We start from the raw sequence: 17,393 nt of genomic DNA, 5'->3' as shown, positions 1-17,393 counted from the left end.
TCTTTCGTGTGTACGACGCGCTGACTGGCCGGGGATGATAGTGGTGACGATTCGAGATATCATGGCGCGCCACAAGGCAGGCGAGCGGATCGGCATCACGTCGGTCTGTTCGGCTCACCCGCTGGTGATCGAGGCGACGCTGCGGCATGCGTTGCGTACGGGGCAGGAACTGGTGCTCGTCGAGGCGACGTCGAACCAGGTCAACCAGGACGGCGGCTATACCGGCATGGTCCCCGCCGACTTTCGTGCGTTCGTGCTCGGCATCGCGCAGAAGGTGGGCTTCGCGGCCGAACGCCTCGTGCTCGGTGGCGACCATCTCGGCCCGAACGCGTGGACCGCGCTGCCCGCCGATGATGCGATGGCCAAGGCGGCGGTGCTGGTCGCGGATTACGTCCGCGCCGGCTTCGGGAAGATCCACCTCGACTGCTCGATGAGCTGCGCCGACGATCCCACACCGCTGCCCGAGGCAACGATCGCCGCGCGGGCGGCACGCCTGTGCGCCGCGAGCGAAGCGGCGGTCGCCGACCCCGCCGACGCCCCGGTGTATGTGATCGGTACGGAAGTGCCGGTGCCGGGCGGCGCGGCCGAGGATCTGGAGGAACTCGCGGTCACGACACCGGAGGCGGCGCTCGCGACGCTCGACATGCACCGAACGTTGTTCGCCGAGGCCGGGCTGACCGACGCCTGGGAACGGGTGATCGCGACGGTGGTGCAGCCGGGCGTCGAGTTCGACCACGACAAGGTGATCGATTACCGCCCCGACCGCGCGACGGCGCTGAGCCGCGCGATCGAGCGGGTCGACCGCATCGTCTACGAAGCGCATTCGACCGACTACCAGACCGCCGAGGCGCTCGCCGCACTGGTCCGCGATCACTTCGCGATCCTAAAGGTGGGGCCCGGCGTCACCTTCGCATTGCGCGAGGCGTTCTGGGCACTCGACGCGATCGAGACGGAGACCGTGCCCGTCAGCGAGCGCTCCGGCCTGCGCGCGGCGACGCTCGCGCAGATGCACGCCGATCCGCGGCACTGGCGCAAATACTATCATGCCGAAGGCGAGGCGCTGGACCTCCAGCTGCAATACAGCCTGTCCGATCGCATCCGCTATTACTGGGCGACGCCGGCATTGATCGCGGCGCAGGAGCGGCTGTTCGCCAATCTGCGCGACCGTCCGCCCTCGCTGCCGCTGGTCAGCCAGCACCTGCCCACCGCCTATAATGCGGTGCGCCACGGCACCGCGACGCTCGACCCCGCCGACCTCGTGATCGCGCATATCGGCGCGACGCTCGACGCCTATCATGGAGCCTGCCACCCTCATGTCTGACACCCTGCTCGCCGACGCGCCGGCCATCGCTGGCGAGTCCTGGACATCGCGAGAGATCCGTCAGCAGCCGGCGACCTTGCACGCGACGCAGGCGGTGGTGGCCGCGCACCGCGAGCGGATCGAGGCGTTCCTCGCGCCCTTGCTCGCCAGGCCGGAGCTGCGGGTCGTGCTGACCGGGGCCGGCACCTCGGCCTTCATCGGCGACAGCCTGGCCCCGTGCTTGTCGCAGCATGCCCGCCGCCCGATCGAGTCGGTGCCGACCACCGACATCGTCAGCGCGCCGGACCTGTATCTGCGACGCGGCACGCCGACGTTGCTGGTGTCGTTCGGCCGATCGGGCAACAGCCCCGAAAGCCTCGCCGCCATCGACCTCGCCGAGGCCATGCTGGACGAGGTGCATCACCTGATCGTCACCTGCAATCCCGACGGTGCGCTGGCGGCGCGCGCGGAGAAGCGGGCGTTCGTCCTGCTGTTGCCGGAGCAGACGCACGATCGCGGGTTCGCGATGACCTCCAGCTTCAGCGCGATGACGCTGGCGGCGCTGTCAGTCTTCGGCGGCATCGAGCGCGTCGGCGCGCGGGTGCCCGCGATCGCCGCGGCGGTCGCGCAGGTGCTCGACCAGGCCGACCCGATCGTCACCGATCTCGCCGGCCGCGGCTTCGACCGCGTGGTGTATCTGGGCAGCGGCGTGCTGAAAGGGCTTGCCCGCGAGGCCGCGTTGAAGCTGATGGAGCTGAGCGATGGCGCGGTCGTCACCGCGTTCGACACGGCGATGGGCTTTCGTCACGGACCCAAGACGATCGTGACTCCGCGGACGCTGATCGTGGTATTCGTGTCCAATGATCCGCTTACGGCACGCTATGATCGCGATATCGTCGAGGAACTGCGCAACGACGGTCGCGCGGGTGCCGTCGTGGTGATCGGGACCGCCGACGACGACACCGTCACCGTGCGCGGTCTGGCGGACGCCGCCGATTGCGACCTGTTGTTTCCGTTTATCGTGCCCGCGCAGTTGTTCGGCCTACGCGTCTCGCAGGCATTGGGGCTGACCCCCGACCAGCCCAACCGGGCCGGCACCGTCAATCGCGTCGTCCAGGGCGTCCGCATTCACGCGGCGCATGCATGAGCGCGTCGCGCGTGTTCCTGGGTGTCGACGGCGGCGGGACCAAGACCGAGTTCGTCTGCATCGATGACGACGGGCGCGAGCGCGCGGCGATCAAGATCGGTGCCACCTACCATCCCGAGATCGGGCTGGCCGAGGTGCTGCACCGTCTGCACCAGGGGTTGGCGGCCGCCTGCGCCGCGGTCGGCGTGGTGCCTGCCGATCTGGCCTACGCATTCTTCGGCCTGCCCGCCTTTGGCGAGGACCGGGTGATCGACCCGCAACTGAACGCTGCGTGCGGCGCGATGCTCGGTCACGGGCGATACCGGTGCGACAACGACATGGTGTGCGGGTGGGCGGGGTCGCTGGCGTGCGAGGACGGGATCAACATCGTCGCCGGCACCGGCTCGATCGGCTATGGCCAGCACCGCGGCCGGGCCGCGCGGTCCGGCGGATGGGGTGAGGTCTTTGGCGACGAGGGGTCCGCCTATTGGATTGCGCTGCGCGGGCTGACGCTGTTCTCACGCATGAGCGACGGCCGGTCGTCCAAGGGACCGCTGCACGCGAAGTTTGTGACGCACATCGGGCTGGAGCACGACATCGACCTGTGTCAGCGCGTCATGGGCCCGCCGGCCATGAGCCGGATGGATATCGCCGGCCTGGCACCGTTGGTGGTCGCGGCCGCCGATGAGGGCGACGTGCAGGCGATGGCGATCCTCGATCGCGCGGCGGAGCATCTGGCGGCGATCGCGGGCGCGATCCGGGCCGACCTGGGCTTCGCGGCCGCGGAGGCCGTGCCGCTGTCCTGGTCCGGCAGCATCCTAACCAACGCGACCCGCGTCCGGTCGCGGTTCGTCGAGATCGTCACGACCGGCGGGTTCCACTCGGTGACCCCGCGCACGCGCGCCGCTCACGGCGCCGCACTATACGCCCGCAAGCTGGCCACGGGCCTTGTCAGACCAAGTGCACTAGCGGCTCGGCAGCCTAATTAAATCGGCTGATAAGCCGGCGCTCGTATGGCGGTCGCATGCCCCGCCCGCGCAAACCAGCCAGTCCGTTTCGCTGCTTCAACAGCTCGCCGGAGGTGATCCGGCTGGTAGTGATGATGTATGCCCGCTTCCCGCTGTTGCTGAGGAACGTCGAGGACCTGCTGTTCGAGCGCGGCATAGACGTTTGTCACGAGACGGTGCGGATGTGGTGGAACCGGTTCGGGCCGATGTTCGCCGGCGAGATTAGGCGGCAGCGGGTCAGCCGCATGCGCGGGTTTCGACACTGGCGATGGCACCTTGACGAGATGTACGTGAAGCTCAACGGCGAGATGGTCTACCTCTGGCGAGCCGTCGACCAGGAGGGCGAGATCCTCGAGAGCTATATTACGAAGACCAGGGACAAGGAGGCAACCCTCACCTTCATGAAGAAGACGCTGAAGCGCCACGGCTCGCCCGAGGCGATCACCACCGATGGGCTGCGCTCCTACCGCGCGGCGATGAAGGAGCTCGGTAACGCCGACAAACAGGAGGTGGGTCGCTGGGCCAACAACCGGGTCGAGAACAGCCACCTGCCCTTCCGACGACGAGAGCGTGCGATGCTCAGGTTCAGGCGAATGAAGACGCTGCAGAAATTCGCTTCGGTTCACGCCAACGTCCACAACCACTTCAACCTCGAACGCCACCTCGTCGACCGCCAGACCTACAAGAAACGACGCGCCGACGCGCTGGCGGCGTGGCAGGTCATCGCAAGCTAAGCCCCTGCCTCAAAGCCCGAGTACCATCGTGTGGAGACGAGTTCGCGTTAGACTGACAGCACCGCGCCAAGGGTTGACGATGCCCGTCATCCGCCGAGCGGCTTCCAGTGGACTCAACTCGCCCGCTTGAAACGCACGCACGGCGACGAGAGCAAGCCGAAGTGCGGCTGTGTCTTCCATGCCGAGAGGTTGCCAGTCCGCCAGCCCGCTCGCAAGCAGCCGTTCCGCTTTCCATCACAACCGGACATTGGTGGTGGTCCAACGTCCGCTTTCGCGCACGATCGGGCGCTGATACAAAGAAGAAGTCAGTAATTGGAGGCAAATGGAACACCTCTTTGGGGAACAGCAATGGAAACGCGCGCCGCGTCGGCCTATGACGCCGAAGCAATGGGTAGGGTGCTTCGCGAGATCATCGAGCATACCGGCCGCCAGCGTCCAAACGATGTTGAGTTTGTGATGGGCCGCTACATCGCTGATCCTGTGAGCATACGATGCACCGTTGCTACCGACGGATCAGGAAACGTCGTCGGCTTTCAGTCTTTGAAGAAGGCTGTCCCCGGCAACCCGTATGATACACCGGAAGGATGGGGCATTATCGGAACCCATATCAGCCCAAGAGCCCACCGGCAGGGCGTTGGTAAACTCTTGTTTTTAGCCACGCGAGAAGCCGCACTTCAAGCGGGTCTTGAAAAGATCGACGCCTACATTGGAGCGGACAATCCATCCGGGCTAAAATACTATGATGCTATGGGTTTCCAGACCTACCGTACACCCCAAGGGATTGTTCAGAAGGTCTGCGAACTATGACTTGATCGGACTTGCCGTTTAGTGCGCGCCTTTCTCGAAACTCGATCGTTGTCGAGAAAACTGAACGGCAATGTTTTGACGGCTCCCGCAATGCGGCTACCATGAAACGCGGTCGAGACGTTCGCCGAGGAAAAGCAATGCGGGATCACGACGGGAAGGTCGCCATCGTCATCGGCGGAACGCGCGGCATTGGTGCAGCGATCACTCGAAGGCTGGCGGCTGATGGCGCATCGGTTGGGTCAACATTTCTAAGCCGGTCGGATGACGCCCAGCGTCTTTCAGACCAATTGCGTTCGGCAGGCCATCATACCTTGATGGTGCAGGCAGACGTTAGCGATGCCGGGGCGCTCAACGATGCGATGGACCAGATCGTAAGGCATTTTGGCCGCCTTGATATTCTGGTGAGCGTAGCTGGAACGGCGATTGTAGGGCCGCTTGCGACATACCCAGACGATGCGTTCGACCGATCTTTTGCGCTCAACGTGAGGGCTCCCTTCCTTGCTGCGAAGAAGGCGGCGGGCTTGATGATCGAAGGCGGGCGGATCGTGACAATCGGAAGCATCGTGGCAGACAGGATGCCCGGCGCTGGCGGCACGCTCTACGCGGCGAGCAAAGCTGCGCTGGGAGGGATGACACGCGGCCTAGCTCGTGACTTGGGCGAGCGGGGCATCACCGCGAACCTAGTGCAGCCGGGGCCGATCGATACCGAACGCAACCCCGCAGATGGACCGAACGCCGTCGCAAATCGGAGTCCACTTGCTGTTCCCCGGCATGGCACGCCAGATGAGGTTGCAAGCCTCGTGACCTACCTGACTTCGCCCGAGGCAGGGTTCGTGACCGGCGCGACCTACAATATCGACGGCGGTTGGAGCGCGTGAACAGTCGCTAGGGCATTGTCAGACCAAATGCACCGGCTGGTAATCAGGCTTGTTTAGCGTCGCCGACATGCCCCGCCCGCGTCAGCCAGTCAGTCCGTTCCGCTACTTCAACTCCTCGCCGGAGGTGATCCGGTTGGTGGTGCTGATGTACGTCCGTTTCCCGCTGTCGTTGCGCAACGTTGAGGACCTGCTGTTCGAGCGTGGCATCGACGTTTGCCACGAGACGGTGCGGATGTGGTGGAACCGGTTTGGGCCGATGTTCGCGGGCGAGATCAGGCGGCAGCGGGTAAGTCGCATGCGCGGGTTTCGTCACTGGCGATGGCACCTAGACGAGATGTATGTGAAGCTCAACGGGGAGATGGTTTACCTCTGGCGTGCCGTCGACCAGGAGGGTGAGGTGCTCGAGAGCTACATCACCAAGACCCGCGACAAGGATGCAGGGCTTACCTTCATGAAGAAGGCGCTGAAGCATCATGGCTCGCCGGAAGCGATCACCACCGACGGGCTACGCTCCTACCGGGCGGCCATGAAGGAGCTGGGCAACGCCGAGAAGCAGGAGGTCGGTCGCTGGGCCAACAACCGGGTCGAGAACTCGCACTTGCCATTCCGACGACGAGAGCGTGCGATGCTGCGATTCAGGCGAATGAAGACGCTCCAAAAATTCGCTTCGGTCCACGCCAACGTCCACAACCACTTCAACCTCGAACGCCATCTCGTTGATCGACAGACCTACAAGGAACGACGCGCCGCCGCACTGGCGGAGTGGCAGGTCATCGCGAGCTAGCCCCCTGCGCTCAAAGCCCGATCTGCATCGTGTGGAGACGGGTTCGCATTAGACTGACAGCACCATATCGAGCGCTTCTACAATCCCACGCGAAGGCACTCGACCCTGGGCTATCTCAGCCCCATGGACTTCGAGCGGCAAGCGCTTGTAGCTTAACCTCGTGTCCGTGAAACCGGCAGCAGCTCAGTTCGTCGGGCGCTCGGAGTCATTAATGTTGATGCGCTCCAGCATCGACCTGACCACCTCGCGACACGTCATCGGCTCCTTGGCCTCGCGCAGAACGTCGAGCGACATCGGACCAGCCTCGCCGATGGGGAACGGTGAATCAAAGGCGTTCTTCCGCTTCGGCTTCACGCGCGAGCAGTTCCACGACGGGTGGTCATCGCGAAGCAACGTCTCGGCGGCGTGGACGAGTTCTTCCAGCCGAGTGATGCGAGACTGGAGACTCGGCAAGTCCGCCGCAGCGGTGCTGGCGGTCTTCGCAAGCTTCCGCTTCTCATTCAGTTCCGAGAGGTAGGTGCTGATTTTGCGCTCAAGGTCCGCGCGGCCGTTGGAGATGCCCAAGTGATGGTCCTTTCTGCTTGTGAGGCAGGAAAGAACGCCGATTCAACAATTTGGAGTCTGGTGCATTTGCGCCATAATATCGGGAGATTGGCTGGGGCGGCAGGATTCGAACCTGCGAATGGCGGCATCAAAAGCCGCTGCCTTACCACTTGGCGACGCCCCAACGGCGATTGCGCATATAGCGGGGTTGTCGCTCGGGCAAACCCCTTCAGGCGACGGCGTGACGCCAGTCGTGCGGGTCGGGGGCGCGGCCGCGCTGGATTGCGCCGAGGCGATCGAGGAAGCGCGCCGTCGTCTGGCCCATGCCGCCGCTGCCGATGGTGAAGCCATAGTCTGGCCCCTTCACCTCGGCGATCGGCGTCACCACCGCGGCGGTGCCGCAGGCGAAGCTCTCGACCAGCCGGCCGCTCGCCGCGTCGGCGCGCCAGTCGTCCAGCGAATAGGGCGACTCCTCCACCCGCAAGCCCTCGTCGCGCGCCAGCGTCAGGATCGAATCGCGCGTGATGCCGGGCAGGATCGTGCCCGTCAGCGGCGGCGTCCGCAGCGTGCCGTCGTCGAACACGAAGAAGATGTTCATGCCGCCCAGCTCCTCGACCCAGCGGCGCTCGGTCGCATCCAGGAACACGACCTGATCGCAACCGCGCCGCGTCGCCTCCGCTTGCGCGATCAGCGACGTGGCATAGTTGCCGCCGCACTTCGCGGCGCCGGTGCCACCGGGTGCGGCACGCGTGTAGTCGTGGCTGACCCACAGCGAGATCGCCCGGACCCCGCCCTTCCAGTACGACCCGGCGGCGGAGGCGAGCACCATGTAGAGATATTCGCTCGCGGGCTTCACGCCGAGGAACGCCTCGCTCGCGATCAGGAACGGGCGCAGGTACAGCGAGCCGCCGTCGATCGCCGGGATCCAGTCCGCGTCGGCGCGCACCAGCGCCTCCAGCGACCCCAGGAAAAGCTCGTCGGGCAGCTCGGGCATCGCCAGCCGCCGGGCGGAGCTGCGGAAACGGGCGGCGTTGGCTTCGGGCCGGAACAGCGAAACGTTGCCGTCGTCCAGCCGATACGCCTTGAGCCCCTCGAATATCTCCTGCGCGTAGTGCAGCACCGCGCAGGCCGGATCGAGCGTCAGCGGCGCGCGGGCGGTGATGCGCGGATCGTGCCAGCCCTGCTCGGTGCTATAGTCGATCACCGCCATGTGATCGGTGAAGACGCGGCCGAACCCGGGATCGGCGATCTGCCGGGCACGATCATCGTGCGCCATCGGGCTCGCATGAGGCTCCAGGCGAAACGATGACGGGGCTGACGCGGGCATTCTCAGGACCTTCGATGCTTGGGGGTTGCCCCGGCCTAGAGGCGCTGTCTAAACGGGTCAACGTGACCGCCGTAGCGCCTTCTGCTTCCCCGCTTTTCCTCCGCGAACCCGAGCTTCGGCGCGGCATGGAGCTGATCTATTTCGGCTACAGCCACCTGACCCGCTCGATCGACCGCGAGCTGGCCCGGCAAGGGCTGGGCCGCGCGCACCATCGGGCGCTGTATTTCGTCGCTCGCAAACCCAATCTGACGGTCAGCGAGCTGCTGTCGCTGCTGGCGATCACCAAGCAGTCGCTCGGGCGGGTGCTCAACGAACTCACCGCGCGCGACCTGATCGAGACGCGTGCCGGTGAGCGTGACCGGCGTCAGCGGCTGCTGCGGCTGACGCCGGCCGGCACCAAGCTGGAAACCGAGCTGTTCGACGCCGCGCGGCAGAAGATGGCGGCGGCCTATGCCAGGGCCGGGCAGCAGGCGGTGAGCGGCTATTGGGCGGTGCTGGAAGGGCTGATCCCCGAGGACGAGCGCGAACAGGTGCTGGGGCTGGGCAGCTGAATCGGAGCGGAATTGTGCTCCGTCGCACCGAACCGTGATGCCGGAACGGGTCAAAGGTGAGCAAAGGTTACACCAAAACCGGTCGTCGGTACGGCTTCGCGGCCCCTAGGCGTGCCGGCCCGCCGCCGATGAAAACAGTGCGTGCCGCCCTGCCCCGGCGGACCCTTGTAGGACAGCGATAAACGAGTGGTCAGGCGTCGGGACGCGCCGCGGCCGCCATCTCGCCGTTCCGCCGGGTCGCCGCCGCCAGCGTTTCGGTCAACAACGCCAGCATCGCCCCGTCCCGGTCGAGAACGTTCAGACCCTCCCGCGTCGACCCGCCGGGACTGGCGACACGGTCGGCGAGCACGCCCGGCGTGGTGTCCGCCCCGGCCGCGAGCAGCGCCGCGCCCTCGACGGTGGCGAGCGCCAGCCGACCGGCCTGATCCGCCGGCAAGCCCAGCGCCGCCCCCGCCGCCGTGAGCGCGTCGACGAAGCGGTAGAGGAAGGCGGGGCCGCTACCCGCCAGCGCGGTGACGAGGTCGAAGGCGCGTTCGTCGGCGATCCACTCGACCAGCCCGAGCGGCGCCATCAGCGCGGCGGCGCGGTCGCCCGCCTCCGTCCCACGCGCGCCGTGCAGCCCCACCACGCCCTTGCCGATCGCGACGGGCAGGTTGGGCATCGCGCGCACCACCGGCGCATCGACGACAGACGTGAGCGTCGCCAGCTCCACCCCTGCCAGGATCGACACGACCAGCCGCGGCGCGTGGCCACGAAGCGCGGGCGCGACGGCGCGGAGCTGATGCGGTTTGTGGCCGAGGATGATGGTGTCGAACGGCTCGGCCGGGATCGCAGCGACGACGCGCACGCCGTCCGGCTGCGCGCGGCCGCTGGGGCTGACCACCGTCACCCTGACGGCGGGCACGCCGCTCGCCAGCCAGCGGCGCAGCATCGCGCCACCCATGTTGCCGGAACCGACCATCAGCAGCCGGCCGGCGGCATCGGCGGGGGTCATGTCAGGCTTCTCCGTGGGTCTCGATCAGCGCGGCGGCGAGCGCGTCCTTGGGTGACTTGCCGCCCCACAGCACGAACTGGAACACGGGATAGAAGCGCTCGCACTCCTCGACCGCGGTCTCGACCAGCTGCTCCGCCTGCGCCAGCGACAGCGCCGCGCCTTCCTCGCCGTCGATCATCGCCGCGTGCCGATACAGGAGCACGCCCGACGAGGTCCACAGCTCGAAATGTCCGACCCAGAGCTGTTCGTTGACCAGCGACATCGCCTCGAAGATCGCGGGACGGCGATCGTCGGTCACCTTGATGTCGGGAAAGGCGAGGAACTGGAGCACGCTGTCGCCGTCGCGCCACAGCGCGCGCAGCTCATAGGTCGTCCAGCTGCCCTTGACCTGCGCGACGATCTCTTCGTCGTGACGCTCGTTCTCCCAGCCATGCGCGTCGAAATAGGTTTCGAGCATGTCGAGCGGGGCGTCGACGTCCGGCTCCTGATCGGCCTGATTCAGCATAGATCCCCGTGTCCCACCGCTGCGCCGTAGCACGGCCGACCGGCACGCGCCGCGCTGGCCGGCGCGTGCCGTGGACAGCTCTGTAGAGAAAACTGTGGAAAAGTCAGCCCGCGGGCACCTGCCGCGCCTCGAGCGCATCGAGCCGGGCACGCAGCGCATCGGCCTCGTCGCGGGCGGCGGCGGCCATCGCCTTCACCGCCTCGAACTCGTCGCGGCCGACGAAATCGAGGCCGCCGATCCACTCGCGCGCACGGTAGCGGGCGCCGGCCTCGGCCTCACGCCCCAACCCGGCCAGCGTCCCCGCCGCGCCGTTCAGCACCTTGACGAAATCACCGACGACACGGTTCTCGGACTGCATTCGACTACTCCTGTACGCCTACAGCATTTGGGAGGTCGACGCGCCCGGCGCAAGCCGCTCGGCATCGGGGTTGAGCTGCCCGATACGCCAGCACAGCACGCCCGCAAAGCCGACCCAGACCAGCAGCGGCACCATCAGCCAGGCGGCGCCGGACCGCACCCGGCCGAACAGCAGCGTGACGACGATCCCGACCAGCAGGATGGCGGCGATCAGCGCGGTCGACGCCGCGATCCGATGCGCGCCGAAGAACAGCGGCTGCCACGCGAACAGCAGCGCGATCTCGACCGCGAACAGCGCCACCGCCGGCCACCGACCCCGCGCCCCACGCGCGTTGAGCACGATCGCGACCGCCAGCCCCATGCAGATGTAGATGATGCTCCACGCCACCGGGAACGCCCAGTCGGGCGGATTGACCGACGGCTTTTGCAGCGCGACGTACCAGGCGTTGTCGCTGCCGGCCGGGACCGAGCGGCCGGAGACGAAGCCGATCAGCAGCACCAGCGGCACGCAGACCGCCGCCCAGCGCGCGAACGACCACCGCAACTGCCCCCTCGACGCGATCCCGCCCACGGCCGTCCCCCTGCTGTTGCTCGCGTCCCTGCCGCAACCCGCGCGGCGGTTCAACCGCGGGTGGCGGCGAGGAGGAACTCCACATTGCCTTCGGGTCCCGTGATGGGACTGGGCGTGACGCCGGCGACGTCCCAGCCCTGCGCCGTCACCCAGGCGGCGACGTCGTCGCACACCCGCGCGTGGATCGCCGGGTCGCGGACGACACCGCCCTTTCCCACCTCGTCGCGCCCGGCCTCGAACTGCGGCTTCACCAGCGCGAGCAGCCTCGCAGGCGGTCTGGCAAAGCCGAACGGGCGGTCGAGCACCTTGGCGAGGCCGATGAAGCTGGCGTCGCAGACGATCAGGTCGACGGGTTCGGGGATGTGGCCGGCGGTGAGGATACGCGCGCTGGTCTGTTCCAGCACGACGACGCGCGGGTCCTGCCGCAGCTTCCAGGCGAGCTGGTTGGTGCCGCTGTCGACCGCGTAGACCCGCGCCGCGCCGCGCGTCAGCAGCACGTCGGTGAAGCCGCCGGTCGAGCTGCCGACATCGATCGCGACCGCGCCCGTCACGTCCCAGCCGAAATGGTCGAGGCCGTGCGCCAGCTTGACGCCGCCGCGCGACACCCAGGGATGGTCGCGGCCCCGCACCTCCAGCGGCACGTCGGGCGCGAACTGCTCCCCCGCTTTGGCGACCTTGCGCTCGCCCGCGAACACCAGCCCCGCGAGGATCAACGCCTGCGCGCGGGTGCGGGATTCGACGAGGCCGCGGTCGACGAGGAGTTGGTCGATGCGGGTCTTGGGCAAACTTTACTCCTGATCGGTAGCGCGCTACCTCGCATCCATGAACGCGCCGGTCAGCCAGGACAAGTTCCGCGCCTATCGCGAGCGCAAGAAGGCGGCAGGGCTGCGCGAGGTTCGGTTATGGGTGCCCGATACGCGCTCCACCGCATTCAAGGCGGAGGCGACGCGGCAGGCCGCGCTTCTCAACCATAGCGAGGACGAGAAGGAAGCGATCGCGGCCATGGAGCGGCTCGCGCACGACGTGCTGGACGATTGGCACTGACCCGCGGTGATGTCGTGCTTGTCGCCGAAGGCAAGCCTCGACCGGTTGTCATCATCCAGTCGGACAGTCTGCCGACCCCCGACGCCGTCCTGATCTGCCCGCTCACGTCGTTCCTGATCGACGCGCCCATCTATCGGCCCACGATCGGCCCATCGGCAACCAACGGGCTGATCGTCACGTCGCAGCTGATGCTCGACAGAGTGACGCCAGCGCGCAGGACGCGGATCGACCGCGCGATCGGCCGCCTGTCCGACCCAGATATGGAACGGCTAGCGCTGGCGCTGATCGTCCTGCTCGATCTCGTCGGCTGAGGCGCGCGCATACCGCAGCGCCGCGCGCATCCGCCGCCAGATCGCGAGGTTCAGCCCCGCCAGCCCGATCACCGCCAGCACCGTCGCGGCGATCACCTTTTCCCATCCGGTCAAGCGCGCGCGCCCTCCGGCACCGCGGCGCTGTTGTGGCGGAGCGTGGTGAGGACGGTGCGGACGATGGCGTCCGCGTCCAGCCCCGCCTCGGCATATTGGACCTCCGGCTTGTCCTGATCCTGGAAACGATCGGGCAGGCGCATGGTGCGGATCTTCAGGCCGGCGTCGGTCAGGCCCTCGTCGCTCGCCAGCGTCAGGACATGGGCGCCCAGCCCGCCGACCGCCGCTTCCTCGATCGTCACCGCGACCTCGTGCGTGGTCAGCAGGCGCCGGATCAGCGCCTCGTCGAGCGGCTTGACGAAGCGCAGGTCGGCGACGGTGGTCGACAGCCCCTTCGCCTCCAGCTGTTCCGCCGCCTTCAGCGCCTCGCCCAGCCGCGTACCGAGCGACAGGATCGCGACCGTCTTGCCCTCGCGCACGACGCGCCCCTTGCCGATCTCCAGCACTTCGGGCGTGGCAGGCAGCGCGACGCCGGTGCCGTTGCCGCGCGGATAACGGACCGCGATCGGGCCGCTGTCGTGCTGGACGCAGGTGTGGACCATGTGGACCAGTTCGGCCTCGTCCGCCGCCGCCATCACGACGAAATTGGGCAGCGTCGCCAGATAGGTGACGTCGAACGAGCCGGCGTGGGTCGCGCCGTCCGCCCCGACCAGCCCGGCGCGGTCGATCGCGAAGCGAACGGGCAGGTTCTGGATCGCGACGTCGTGGACGACCTGATCGTAGGCGCGCTGCAGGAAGGTCGAATAGATCGCGCAGAACGGCCGCATCCCCTGCGCCGCCAGCCCGGCGGCGAAGGTGACGCCATGCTGTTCGGCGATGCCGACGTCGAAGAAGCGGTCGGGATGCACGGCGGCGAAGCGGTCGAGCCCGGTGCCCGACGGCATCGCGGCGGTGATCGCGCAGATGCGGGGATCGCTCTCCGCCTCGCGCGCCAGCGCCTCGCCGAAGACGTTCTGATATTGCGGCGGGCCGGCCGGTGCCTTGGCCTGCGCGCCGGTGATGATGTCGAACTTCTGGACGCCGTGATATTTGTCCGCCGACGCTTCGGCAGGGCCGTAGCCCTTGCCCTTCTTGGTCACGACATGGACCAGGATCGGGCCTTCCTCGGCGTCGCGGACATTCTCCAGCACCGGGATCAGCTGGTCGAGATTATGGCCGTCGATCGGGCCGACATAATAGAAGCCCAGCTCCTCGAACAACGTGCCGCCCATCGCCATGCCGCGCGCGAACTCGTCGGTCTTGCGGGCGGCCGAATGCAGCGGGCGCGGCAGCTTGCGCGCGAGTCGCCGCAGGACTTCGCGCATGCCCAGGAACTCGCGGCTCGACACGATCCGCGACAGATAGGCCGACAACCCGCCGACCGGCGGCGCGATCGACATGTCGTTGTCGTTGAGGATCACCACCAGCCGGTTGCCCGCGGCTTCGGCGTTGTTCATCGCCTCGTATGCCATGCCCGCCGACATCGCGCCGTCGCCGATCACCGCGATGCCCTTGCCCGGCCGACCGCTCAGTTTGTTAGCGGTGGCGAAGCCGAGCGCGGCGGAGATCGAGGTCGACGAATGCGCCGCGCCGAACGGGTCGTACTCGCTCTCGCTGCGCTTGGTGAAGCCGGACAGGCCGCCGCCCTGGCGCAGCGTGCGGATGCGGTCGCGCCGCCCGGTCAGGATCTTGTGCGGATAGCATTGGTGCCCGACGTCCCAGATCAGGCGATCGTTGGGCGTATCGAACACATAGTGGATCGCGGTGGTCAGCTCGACGACGCCGAGGCCCGAGCCGAGATGCCCGCCGGTGGTGCCGACCGCCGAGATCGTCTCCGCGCGGAGTTCGTCGGCGAGCTGGCGCAGCTGCTCGGGCTTGAGCGCGCGGAGATCGGCGGGGACGTTAACGGTGTCGAGCAACGGAGTCGCAGGAAGATCGGCCATTCACGGGGGCTTACCCGTTTGGAAAACGAGTGTCGATTGTGTGACGCTGGACAGGATACGCACATCATCTGCATGACGCAGCGCATGACCCGCACCCACCGCCTGGCGACCGAAGACGACCTGCCCGCCATCGCGGCGTTGATGGACCGCGCGATCGAGGCGTTGCAGGCCGGCTTCCTGTCGCCGGCGCAGATCTCGGCCAGCCGTGCCGGGATGGGGCTGGATACGCAGCTGATCGCGGACCGGACCTATTTCCTGGTCGAGGACGACGACGTGCTGGTCGGCTGCGGCGGCTGGAGCCGGCGGGCGACGCTGTACGGCGGCGACGCGGCGGCGGTGCGGGATGCGTCGCTGCTCGACCCCGCGCGTGATCCGGCGCGGATCAGGGCGATGTACACCGACCCCGACCGGGTGCGGCAGGGGATCGGCCGCGCGGTGCTGACGCTATGCGAGGACGCGGCGCGGGCGGCGGGCTTTGCCCGGACGCAGCTGATGGCGACGCGCGCGGGCGAGCCGCTGTATCGCGCGAGCGGTTACGAGGTGGTGGAACGGGTCGACAGCTTCGTGCCCGGCGAGGTCGCGGTGCCGGGCGCGGTGATGGTCAAGCCGCTTTAGGCGGCGACGCAATCGGCGCAGGTGCCGCGCACCTCGATCACCGGGCGGACCGGCGAGAAGCCCGCGGCCGACGCGGCGCTGCGGACGCCCTTCGTGATGCGGTCGTCGTCCAGATGCGTGGTCTGGCCGCAGGCGTCGCAGACCAGGAAGATGCAGTCGTGCAGGCAATCCGGGTGCGCGTTGGCGACATAGGCGTTGGCGCTCTCGACGCGACGCGCGAGGTTCGAGCCGACGAACAGGTCCAGGATGCGATAGACGGTGTTCGCCGCCACCCGCCGGCCCTCGCGCTTCGACACCGCATCGGCAATGTCATAGGCGGACGCCGGCTTGTCGAACCCGGCCAGCGCTTCGAACACGCTGGCGCGCATCGTCGTCCACTGTTCGCCCGCCTTTTCCAGCGTCGTCTGCGCGGCATGGGTAAGGGCGTCGCCCTCATGCTCGTGATGATCGTGAGCGTGCGCGGCCATGACCGGAAGATAAGCCCGCTCCGCCCCGCGAACAAGCCTAGTGCGTGGCGCGGTAGTTGAGGTCGTGCCCGAAGGCGAGGACACCGACGCCGAGGACGTTCCACAGCGCCTCGCCGCCGCCATGCGGCAGCCCGAGCGCGCCGGCCATCATGCCGAGGCCGAACGCCCCCACAACCGCCGGCATCATATAGCCATGCTCCAGCACGCCGCGCCCGAGCGCCAGCGCGCCGAGCGCGATCGCGATCATCAGCCCGACCTCATGGAAGATCGGATCGAGCAGCACGCTGCCCGCCGCCGACATCAGCGCGAGCAGCACGGAGGTGGCGATGCAGTGGACCAGACAAAGTCCCGACACCCCCATCGCGACGCGATCGAGACCGAATCGACGCAGCGACCCATGCAGGCCATGCATCCAGGACAGGCGAATCGCGGCGCTCACGATCCGCTATATGCATCGCCCGAGGAAAAGATACAACATCACACTCGCGCTTGGGTTGCACGACCGGGCGTGCGGTTTACACAGCGCCATGCGCCTGCCCCTGCTCGCCGTCCTGTCCTGCCTGATCGGCGTCGCCCCGGTCGCCGCGCAGCAAAGCGCGGTCGCCACCGATCCGCCCGCAGACCGCCTCCACCCCGCGGGCATGACCGTGCTGCATATCCCGTCCGGCGGCGTCGCGATCAACGGGGTCGCCTATACGCCGTCGGGGCCGGGCCCTCATCCGATCCTGCTGCTGCTCCATGGCTGGCCCGGTAACGAGAAGAACCTCGATCTCGCCCAGGCGGCGCGACGGGCGGGCTGGGTGGCGGTGACGATCAACTATCGCGGCTCCTGGGGCAGTCCCGGCCGGTTTTCCTTCGCGCATGTGCTGGAAGATACGCAGGCGGCGCTCGCCTATCTGCGGACGCCCGCGACCGCGGCGCGCCTGGGTGCTGACCCGGAGCGCATCGTCCTGGCCGGGCACAGCATGGGCGGCTGGTCGACGCTGTTGACGGCGGCGCGCGACCATCGCCTGCTGGGCGCGGTGGCGATCTCGGCGGCCGACATGGGTGCGCTTGGGGACCTGCCGCGTGAGAAGACGATCGCGGCTGCGGCGGACAACGCCGAGACGCTGGTGACGACCCCGGCCGCGATGGCGGACGAACTGATCGCGCGGGGACGCACATGGCGTCTGGCCGGTGCGGCGGCGGGGCTGACCCGCACCCGCCTGCTGGTGCTGACCAGCGACGACGGCCTGGCGCCGCCCGCCGACGCGCTGGTCGCGGCGGTGCGCGCCGGCGGCAGCGGCCAGGTGGAGGCGCGGCATGTCGCGACCGACCATGGCTGGTCGGACCACCGCATCGTGCTGGAGACGATCGTCCTCGACTGGCTCGCGATGCTGCGCTGAGGCGATCGGCCCGCCCCGGTTGGCGTGACCGCGGCGAGCGCCTATCTGCCG

The 17,393-nt window shown here is 67.8% G+C and carries 23 protein-coding genes, 1 tRNA gene and 1 pseudogene; 13 read left to right on the top strand and 12 right to left on the bottom strand.

Annotated elements, in window-relative coordinates:
- Window positions 1–34 precede the first annotated feature (34 nt).
- The 8 genes and pseudogenes from ACOFKS_RS01205 to ACOFKS_RS01170 all read left to right on the top strand — a co-directional run.
- A complete protein-coding gene (locus ACOFKS_RS01205; RefSeq protein ID WP_419807416.1) occupies window positions 35–1,321 on the top strand; it encodes a D-tagatose-bisphosphate aldolase, class II, non-catalytic subunit in 1,287 nt (428 codons plus the stop codon).
- Window positions 1,314–2,447: an SIS domain-containing protein gene (locus tag ACOFKS_RS01200; protein ID WP_419807415.1), complete on the top strand. Its 1,134-nt coding sequence runs from the start codon at window positions 1,314–1,316 to the stop codon at window positions 2,445–2,447. The genes ACOFKS_RS01205 and ACOFKS_RS01200 overlap by 8 nt, the downstream gene beginning before the upstream one ends.
- Window positions 2,444–3,415, top strand: coding sequence for an N-acetylglucosamine kinase (locus ACOFKS_RS01195; RefSeq protein WP_419807414.1), 972 nt, complete (start codon window positions 2,444–2,446; stop codon window positions 3,413–3,415). Before ACOFKS_RS01200 ends, ACOFKS_RS01195 begins: the two co-directional genes overlap by 4 nt.
- Before the next feature lie 35 nt (window positions 3,416–3,450).
- Window positions 3,451–4,167, top strand: a complete 717-nt coding sequence (locus tag ACOFKS_RS01190; protein WP_419807413.1) for an IS6 family transposase — start codon at window positions 3,451–3,453, stop codon at window positions 4,165–4,167.
- A gap of 348 nt (window positions 4,168–4,515) precedes the next feature.
- The gene (locus tag ACOFKS_RS01185) at window positions 4,516–4,974 is read left to right on the top strand and encodes an N-acetyltransferase family protein (RefSeq protein WP_419807412.1); all 459 of its coding nucleotides are present in this window, start codon (window positions 4,516–4,518) and stop codon (window positions 4,972–4,974) included.
- 137 nt (window positions 4,975–5,111) lie between these two features.
- Window positions 5,112–5,852 carry an SDR family NAD(P)-dependent oxidoreductase gene (locus tag ACOFKS_RS01180; protein ID WP_419807411.1) on the top strand — a complete coding sequence of 247 codons (741 nt, stop codon included), beginning with the start codon at window positions 5,112–5,114 and terminating at the stop codon, window positions 5,850–5,852.
- 67 nt (window positions 5,853–5,919) lie between these two features.
- Window positions 5,920–6,636: an IS6 family transposase gene (locus ACOFKS_RS01175; protein WP_419807410.1), complete on the top strand. Its 717-nt coding sequence runs from the start codon at window positions 5,920–5,922 to the stop codon at window positions 6,634–6,636.
- A 63-nt stretch (window positions 6,637–6,699) separates the two neighbouring features.
- Window positions 6,700–6,792, top strand: a pseudogene (locus tag ACOFKS_RS01170) (IS3 family transposase); the annotation flags it as partial.
- Between the two features lie 27 nt (window positions 6,793–6,819).
- On the opposite strand, the gene ACOFKS_RS01165 reads toward ACOFKS_RS01170, so the two are convergent.
- The 3 genes from ACOFKS_RS01165 to ACOFKS_RS01155 form a co-directional block, all read right to left on the bottom strand.
- Window positions 6,820–7,200: a hypothetical protein gene (locus ACOFKS_RS01165; RefSeq protein WP_419807409.1), complete on the bottom strand. Its 381-nt coding sequence runs from the start codon at window positions 7,198–7,200 to the stop codon at window positions 6,820–6,822.
- Window positions 7,201–7,288: 88 nt separating this feature from the next.
- Window positions 7,289–7,363: transfer RNA gene (locus ACOFKS_RS01160), tRNA-Gln, on the bottom strand.
- A 45-nt stretch (window positions 7,364–7,408) separates the two neighbouring features.
- Entirely contained in the window at window positions 7,409–8,506 is a 1,098-nt protein-coding gene (locus ACOFKS_RS01155) for a branched-chain amino acid aminotransferase (RefSeq protein ID WP_419807408.1), read from the bottom strand.
- A gap of 125 nt (window positions 8,507–8,631) precedes the next feature.
- Between ACOFKS_RS01155 and ACOFKS_RS01150 the strand changes: the two genes are divergently transcribed.
- A complete protein-coding gene (locus ACOFKS_RS01150) occupies window positions 8,632–9,057 on the top strand; it encodes a MarR family winged helix-turn-helix transcriptional regulator (RefSeq protein ID WP_419807407.1) in 426 nt (141 codons plus the stop codon).
- A 190-nt stretch (window positions 9,058–9,247) separates the two neighbouring features.
- On the opposite strand, the gene ACOFKS_RS01145 is transcribed toward ACOFKS_RS01150, so the two are convergent.
- The 5 genes from ACOFKS_RS01145 to ACOFKS_RS01125 all read right to left on the bottom strand — a co-directional run bounded on the left by ACOFKS_RS01145 (window position 9,248) and on the right by ACOFKS_RS01125 (window position 12,269).
- The gene (locus ACOFKS_RS01145) at window positions 9,248–10,051 is read right to left on the bottom strand and encodes a pyrroline-5-carboxylate reductase family protein (protein WP_419807406.1); all 804 of its coding nucleotides are present in this window, start codon (window positions 10,049–10,051) and stop codon (window positions 9,248–9,250) included.
- Between the two features lies 1 nt (window position 10,052).
- Window positions 10,053–10,556 (bottom strand): YbjN domain-containing protein, encoded by a 504-nt coding sequence (locus ACOFKS_RS01140; protein WP_419807405.1) that lies wholly within the window; start codon window positions 10,554–10,556, stop codon window positions 10,053–10,055.
- Between the two features lie 103 nt (window positions 10,557–10,659).
- On the bottom strand, window positions 10,660–10,914 hold the full coding sequence (locus ACOFKS_RS01135) for an accessory factor UbiK family protein (protein ID WP_419807404.1): 255 nt from the start codon (window positions 10,912–10,914) through the stop codon (window positions 10,660–10,662).
- 18 nt (window positions 10,915–10,932) lie between these two features.
- Window positions 10,933–11,457: a TspO/MBR family protein gene (locus tag ACOFKS_RS01130; RefSeq protein ID WP_419807403.1), complete on the bottom strand. Its 525-nt coding sequence runs from the start codon at window positions 11,455–11,457 to the stop codon at window positions 10,933–10,935.
- A gap of 77 nt (window positions 11,458–11,534) precedes the next feature.
- A complete protein-coding gene (locus ACOFKS_RS01125) occupies window positions 11,535–12,269 on the bottom strand; it encodes a TlyA family RNA methyltransferase (protein ID WP_419807402.1) in 735 nt (244 codons plus the stop codon).
- Window positions 12,270–12,306: 37 nt separating this feature from the next.
- On the opposite strand from ACOFKS_RS01125, the gene ACOFKS_RS01120 reads away from it, so the two are divergent.
- Together ACOFKS_RS01120 and ACOFKS_RS01115 are read left to right on the top strand one after the other, a co-directional pair.
- Entirely contained in the window at window positions 12,307–12,528 is a 222-nt protein-coding gene (locus ACOFKS_RS01120) for an antitoxin MazE-like protein (protein WP_419807401.1), read from the top strand.
- Window positions 12,519–12,839 (top strand): type II toxin-antitoxin system PemK/MazF family toxin, encoded by a 321-nt coding sequence (locus ACOFKS_RS01115; RefSeq protein WP_419807400.1) that lies wholly within the window; start codon window positions 12,519–12,521, stop codon window positions 12,837–12,839. Before ACOFKS_RS01120 ends, ACOFKS_RS01115 begins: the two co-directional genes overlap by 10 nt.
- Here ACOFKS_RS01115 and ACOFKS_RS01110 read toward each other — a convergent pair.
- A complete protein-coding gene (locus ACOFKS_RS01110; protein ID WP_419807399.1) occupies window positions 12,798–12,953 on the bottom strand; it encodes a hypothetical protein in 156 nt (51 codons plus the stop codon). The genes ACOFKS_RS01115 and ACOFKS_RS01110 overlap by 42 nt on opposite strands.
- Window positions 12,950–14,875: a 1-deoxy-D-xylulose-5-phosphate synthase gene (gene dxs / locus ACOFKS_RS01105; protein ID WP_419807398.1), complete on the bottom strand. Its 1,926-nt coding sequence runs from the start codon at window positions 14,873–14,875 to the stop codon at window positions 12,950–12,952. Before dxs ends, ACOFKS_RS01110 begins: the two co-directional genes overlap by 4 nt.
- Before the next feature lie 72 nt (window positions 14,876–14,947).
- On the opposite strand from dxs, the gene ACOFKS_RS01100 reads away from it, so the two are divergent.
- Window positions 14,948–15,490 (top strand): GNAT family N-acetyltransferase, encoded by a 543-nt coding sequence (locus ACOFKS_RS01100; protein ID WP_419807397.1) that lies wholly within the window; start codon window positions 14,948–14,950, stop codon window positions 15,488–15,490.
- Here the strand turns inward: ACOFKS_RS01100 and ACOFKS_RS01095 are convergent.
- Entirely contained in the window at window positions 15,487–15,957 is a 471-nt protein-coding gene (locus ACOFKS_RS01095; RefSeq protein WP_419807396.1) for a Fur family transcriptional regulator, read from the bottom strand. The two genes, ACOFKS_RS01100 and ACOFKS_RS01095, sit on opposite strands and share 4 nt — an antisense overlap.
- Window positions 15,958–15,994: 37 nt before the next feature.
- A complete protein-coding gene (locus ACOFKS_RS01090) occupies window positions 15,995–16,369 on the bottom strand; it encodes a MerC domain-containing protein (protein WP_419807535.1) in 375 nt (124 codons plus the stop codon).
- 115 nt (window positions 16,370–16,484) lie between these two features.
- Here ACOFKS_RS01090 and ACOFKS_RS01085 point away from each other — a divergent pair, with 115 nt between their 5' ends.
- Entirely contained in the window at window positions 16,485–17,342 is an 858-nt protein-coding gene (locus ACOFKS_RS01085) for an alpha/beta hydrolase family protein (RefSeq protein ID WP_419807395.1), read from the top strand.
- Window positions 17,343–17,393 lie beyond the last annotated feature (51 nt).

Origin of the sequence: Sphingomonas sp. (assembly GCF_965200135.1) — a bacterium.
In the GTDB taxonomy this organism is placed as follows: Bacteria; Pseudomonadota; Alphaproteobacteria; order Sphingomonadales; family Sphingomonadaceae; genus Sphingomonas.
Note: the sequence above shows the minus strand (reverse complement) of the source record. Positions and strands in the feature narration are given on the sequence as shown.

Excerpts from the sequence above, each read along its gene's own strand:
- ACOFKS_RS01205 (WP_419807416.1), top strand. The coding sequence starts at position 35 with ATGATAGTGGTGACGATTCGAGATATCATGGCGCGCCACAAGGCAGGC.
- ACOFKS_RS01200 (WP_419807415.1), top strand. The coding sequence starts at position 1,314 with ATGTCTGACACCCTGCTCGCCGACGCGCCGGCCATCGCTGGCGAGTCC.
- ACOFKS_RS01195 (WP_419807414.1), top strand. The coding sequence starts at position 2,444 with ATGAGCGCGTCGCGCGTGTTCCTGGGTGTCGACGGCGGCGGGACCAAG.
- ACOFKS_RS01190 (WP_419807413.1), top strand. The coding sequence starts at position 3,451 with ATGCCCCGCCCGCGCAAACCAGCCAGTCCGTTTCGCTGCTTCAACAGC.
- ACOFKS_RS01185 (WP_419807412.1), top strand. The coding sequence starts at position 4,516 with ATGGAAACGCGCGCCGCGTCGGCCTATGACGCCGAAGCAATGGGTAGG.
- ACOFKS_RS01180 (WP_419807411.1), top strand. The coding sequence starts at position 5,112 with ATGCGGGATCACGACGGGAAGGTCGCCATCGTCATCGGCGGAACGCGC.
- ACOFKS_RS01175 (WP_419807410.1), top strand. The coding sequence starts at position 5,920 with ATGCCCCGCCCGCGTCAGCCAGTCAGTCCGTTCCGCTACTTCAACTCC.
- ACOFKS_RS01155 (WP_419807408.1), bottom strand. The coding sequence starts at position 8,506 with ATGCCCGCGTCAGCCCCGTCATCGTTTCGCCTGGAGCCTCATGCGAGC.
- ACOFKS_RS01150 (WP_419807407.1), top strand. The coding sequence starts at position 8,632 with ATGGAGCTGATCTATTTCGGCTACAGCCACCTGACCCGCTCGATCGAC.
- ACOFKS_RS01145 (WP_419807406.1), bottom strand. The coding sequence starts at position 10,051 with ATGACCCCCGCCGATGCCGCCGGCCGGCTGCTGATGGTCGGTTCCGGC.
- ACOFKS_RS01140 (WP_419807405.1), bottom strand. The coding sequence starts at position 10,556 with ATGCTGAATCAGGCCGATCAGGAGCCGGACGTCGACGCCCCGCTCGAC.
- ACOFKS_RS01135 (WP_419807404.1), bottom strand. The coding sequence starts at position 10,914 with ATGCAGTCCGAGAACCGTGTCGTCGGTGATTTCGTCAAGGTGCTGAAC.
- ACOFKS_RS01120 (WP_419807401.1), top strand. The coding sequence starts at position 12,307 with ATGAACGCGCCGGTCAGCCAGGACAAGTTCCGCGCCTATCGCGAGCGC.
- dxs (WP_419807398.1), bottom strand. The coding sequence starts at position 14,875 with ATGGCCGATCTTCCTGCGACTCCGTTGCTCGACACCGTTAACGTCCCC.
- ACOFKS_RS01100 (WP_419807397.1), top strand. The coding sequence starts at position 14,948 with ATGACGCAGCGCATGACCCGCACCCACCGCCTGGCGACCGAAGACGAC.
- ACOFKS_RS01095 (WP_419807396.1), bottom strand. The coding sequence starts at position 15,957 with ATGGCCGCGCACGCTCACGATCATCACGAGCATGAGGGCGACGCCCTT.
- ACOFKS_RS01090 (WP_419807535.1), bottom strand. The coding sequence starts at position 16,369 with ATGCATGGCCTGCATGGGTCGCTGCGTCGATTCGGTCTCGATCGCGTC.
- ACOFKS_RS01085 (WP_419807395.1), top strand. The coding sequence starts at position 16,485 with ATGCGCCTGCCCCTGCTCGCCGTCCTGTCCTGCCTGATCGGCGTCGCC.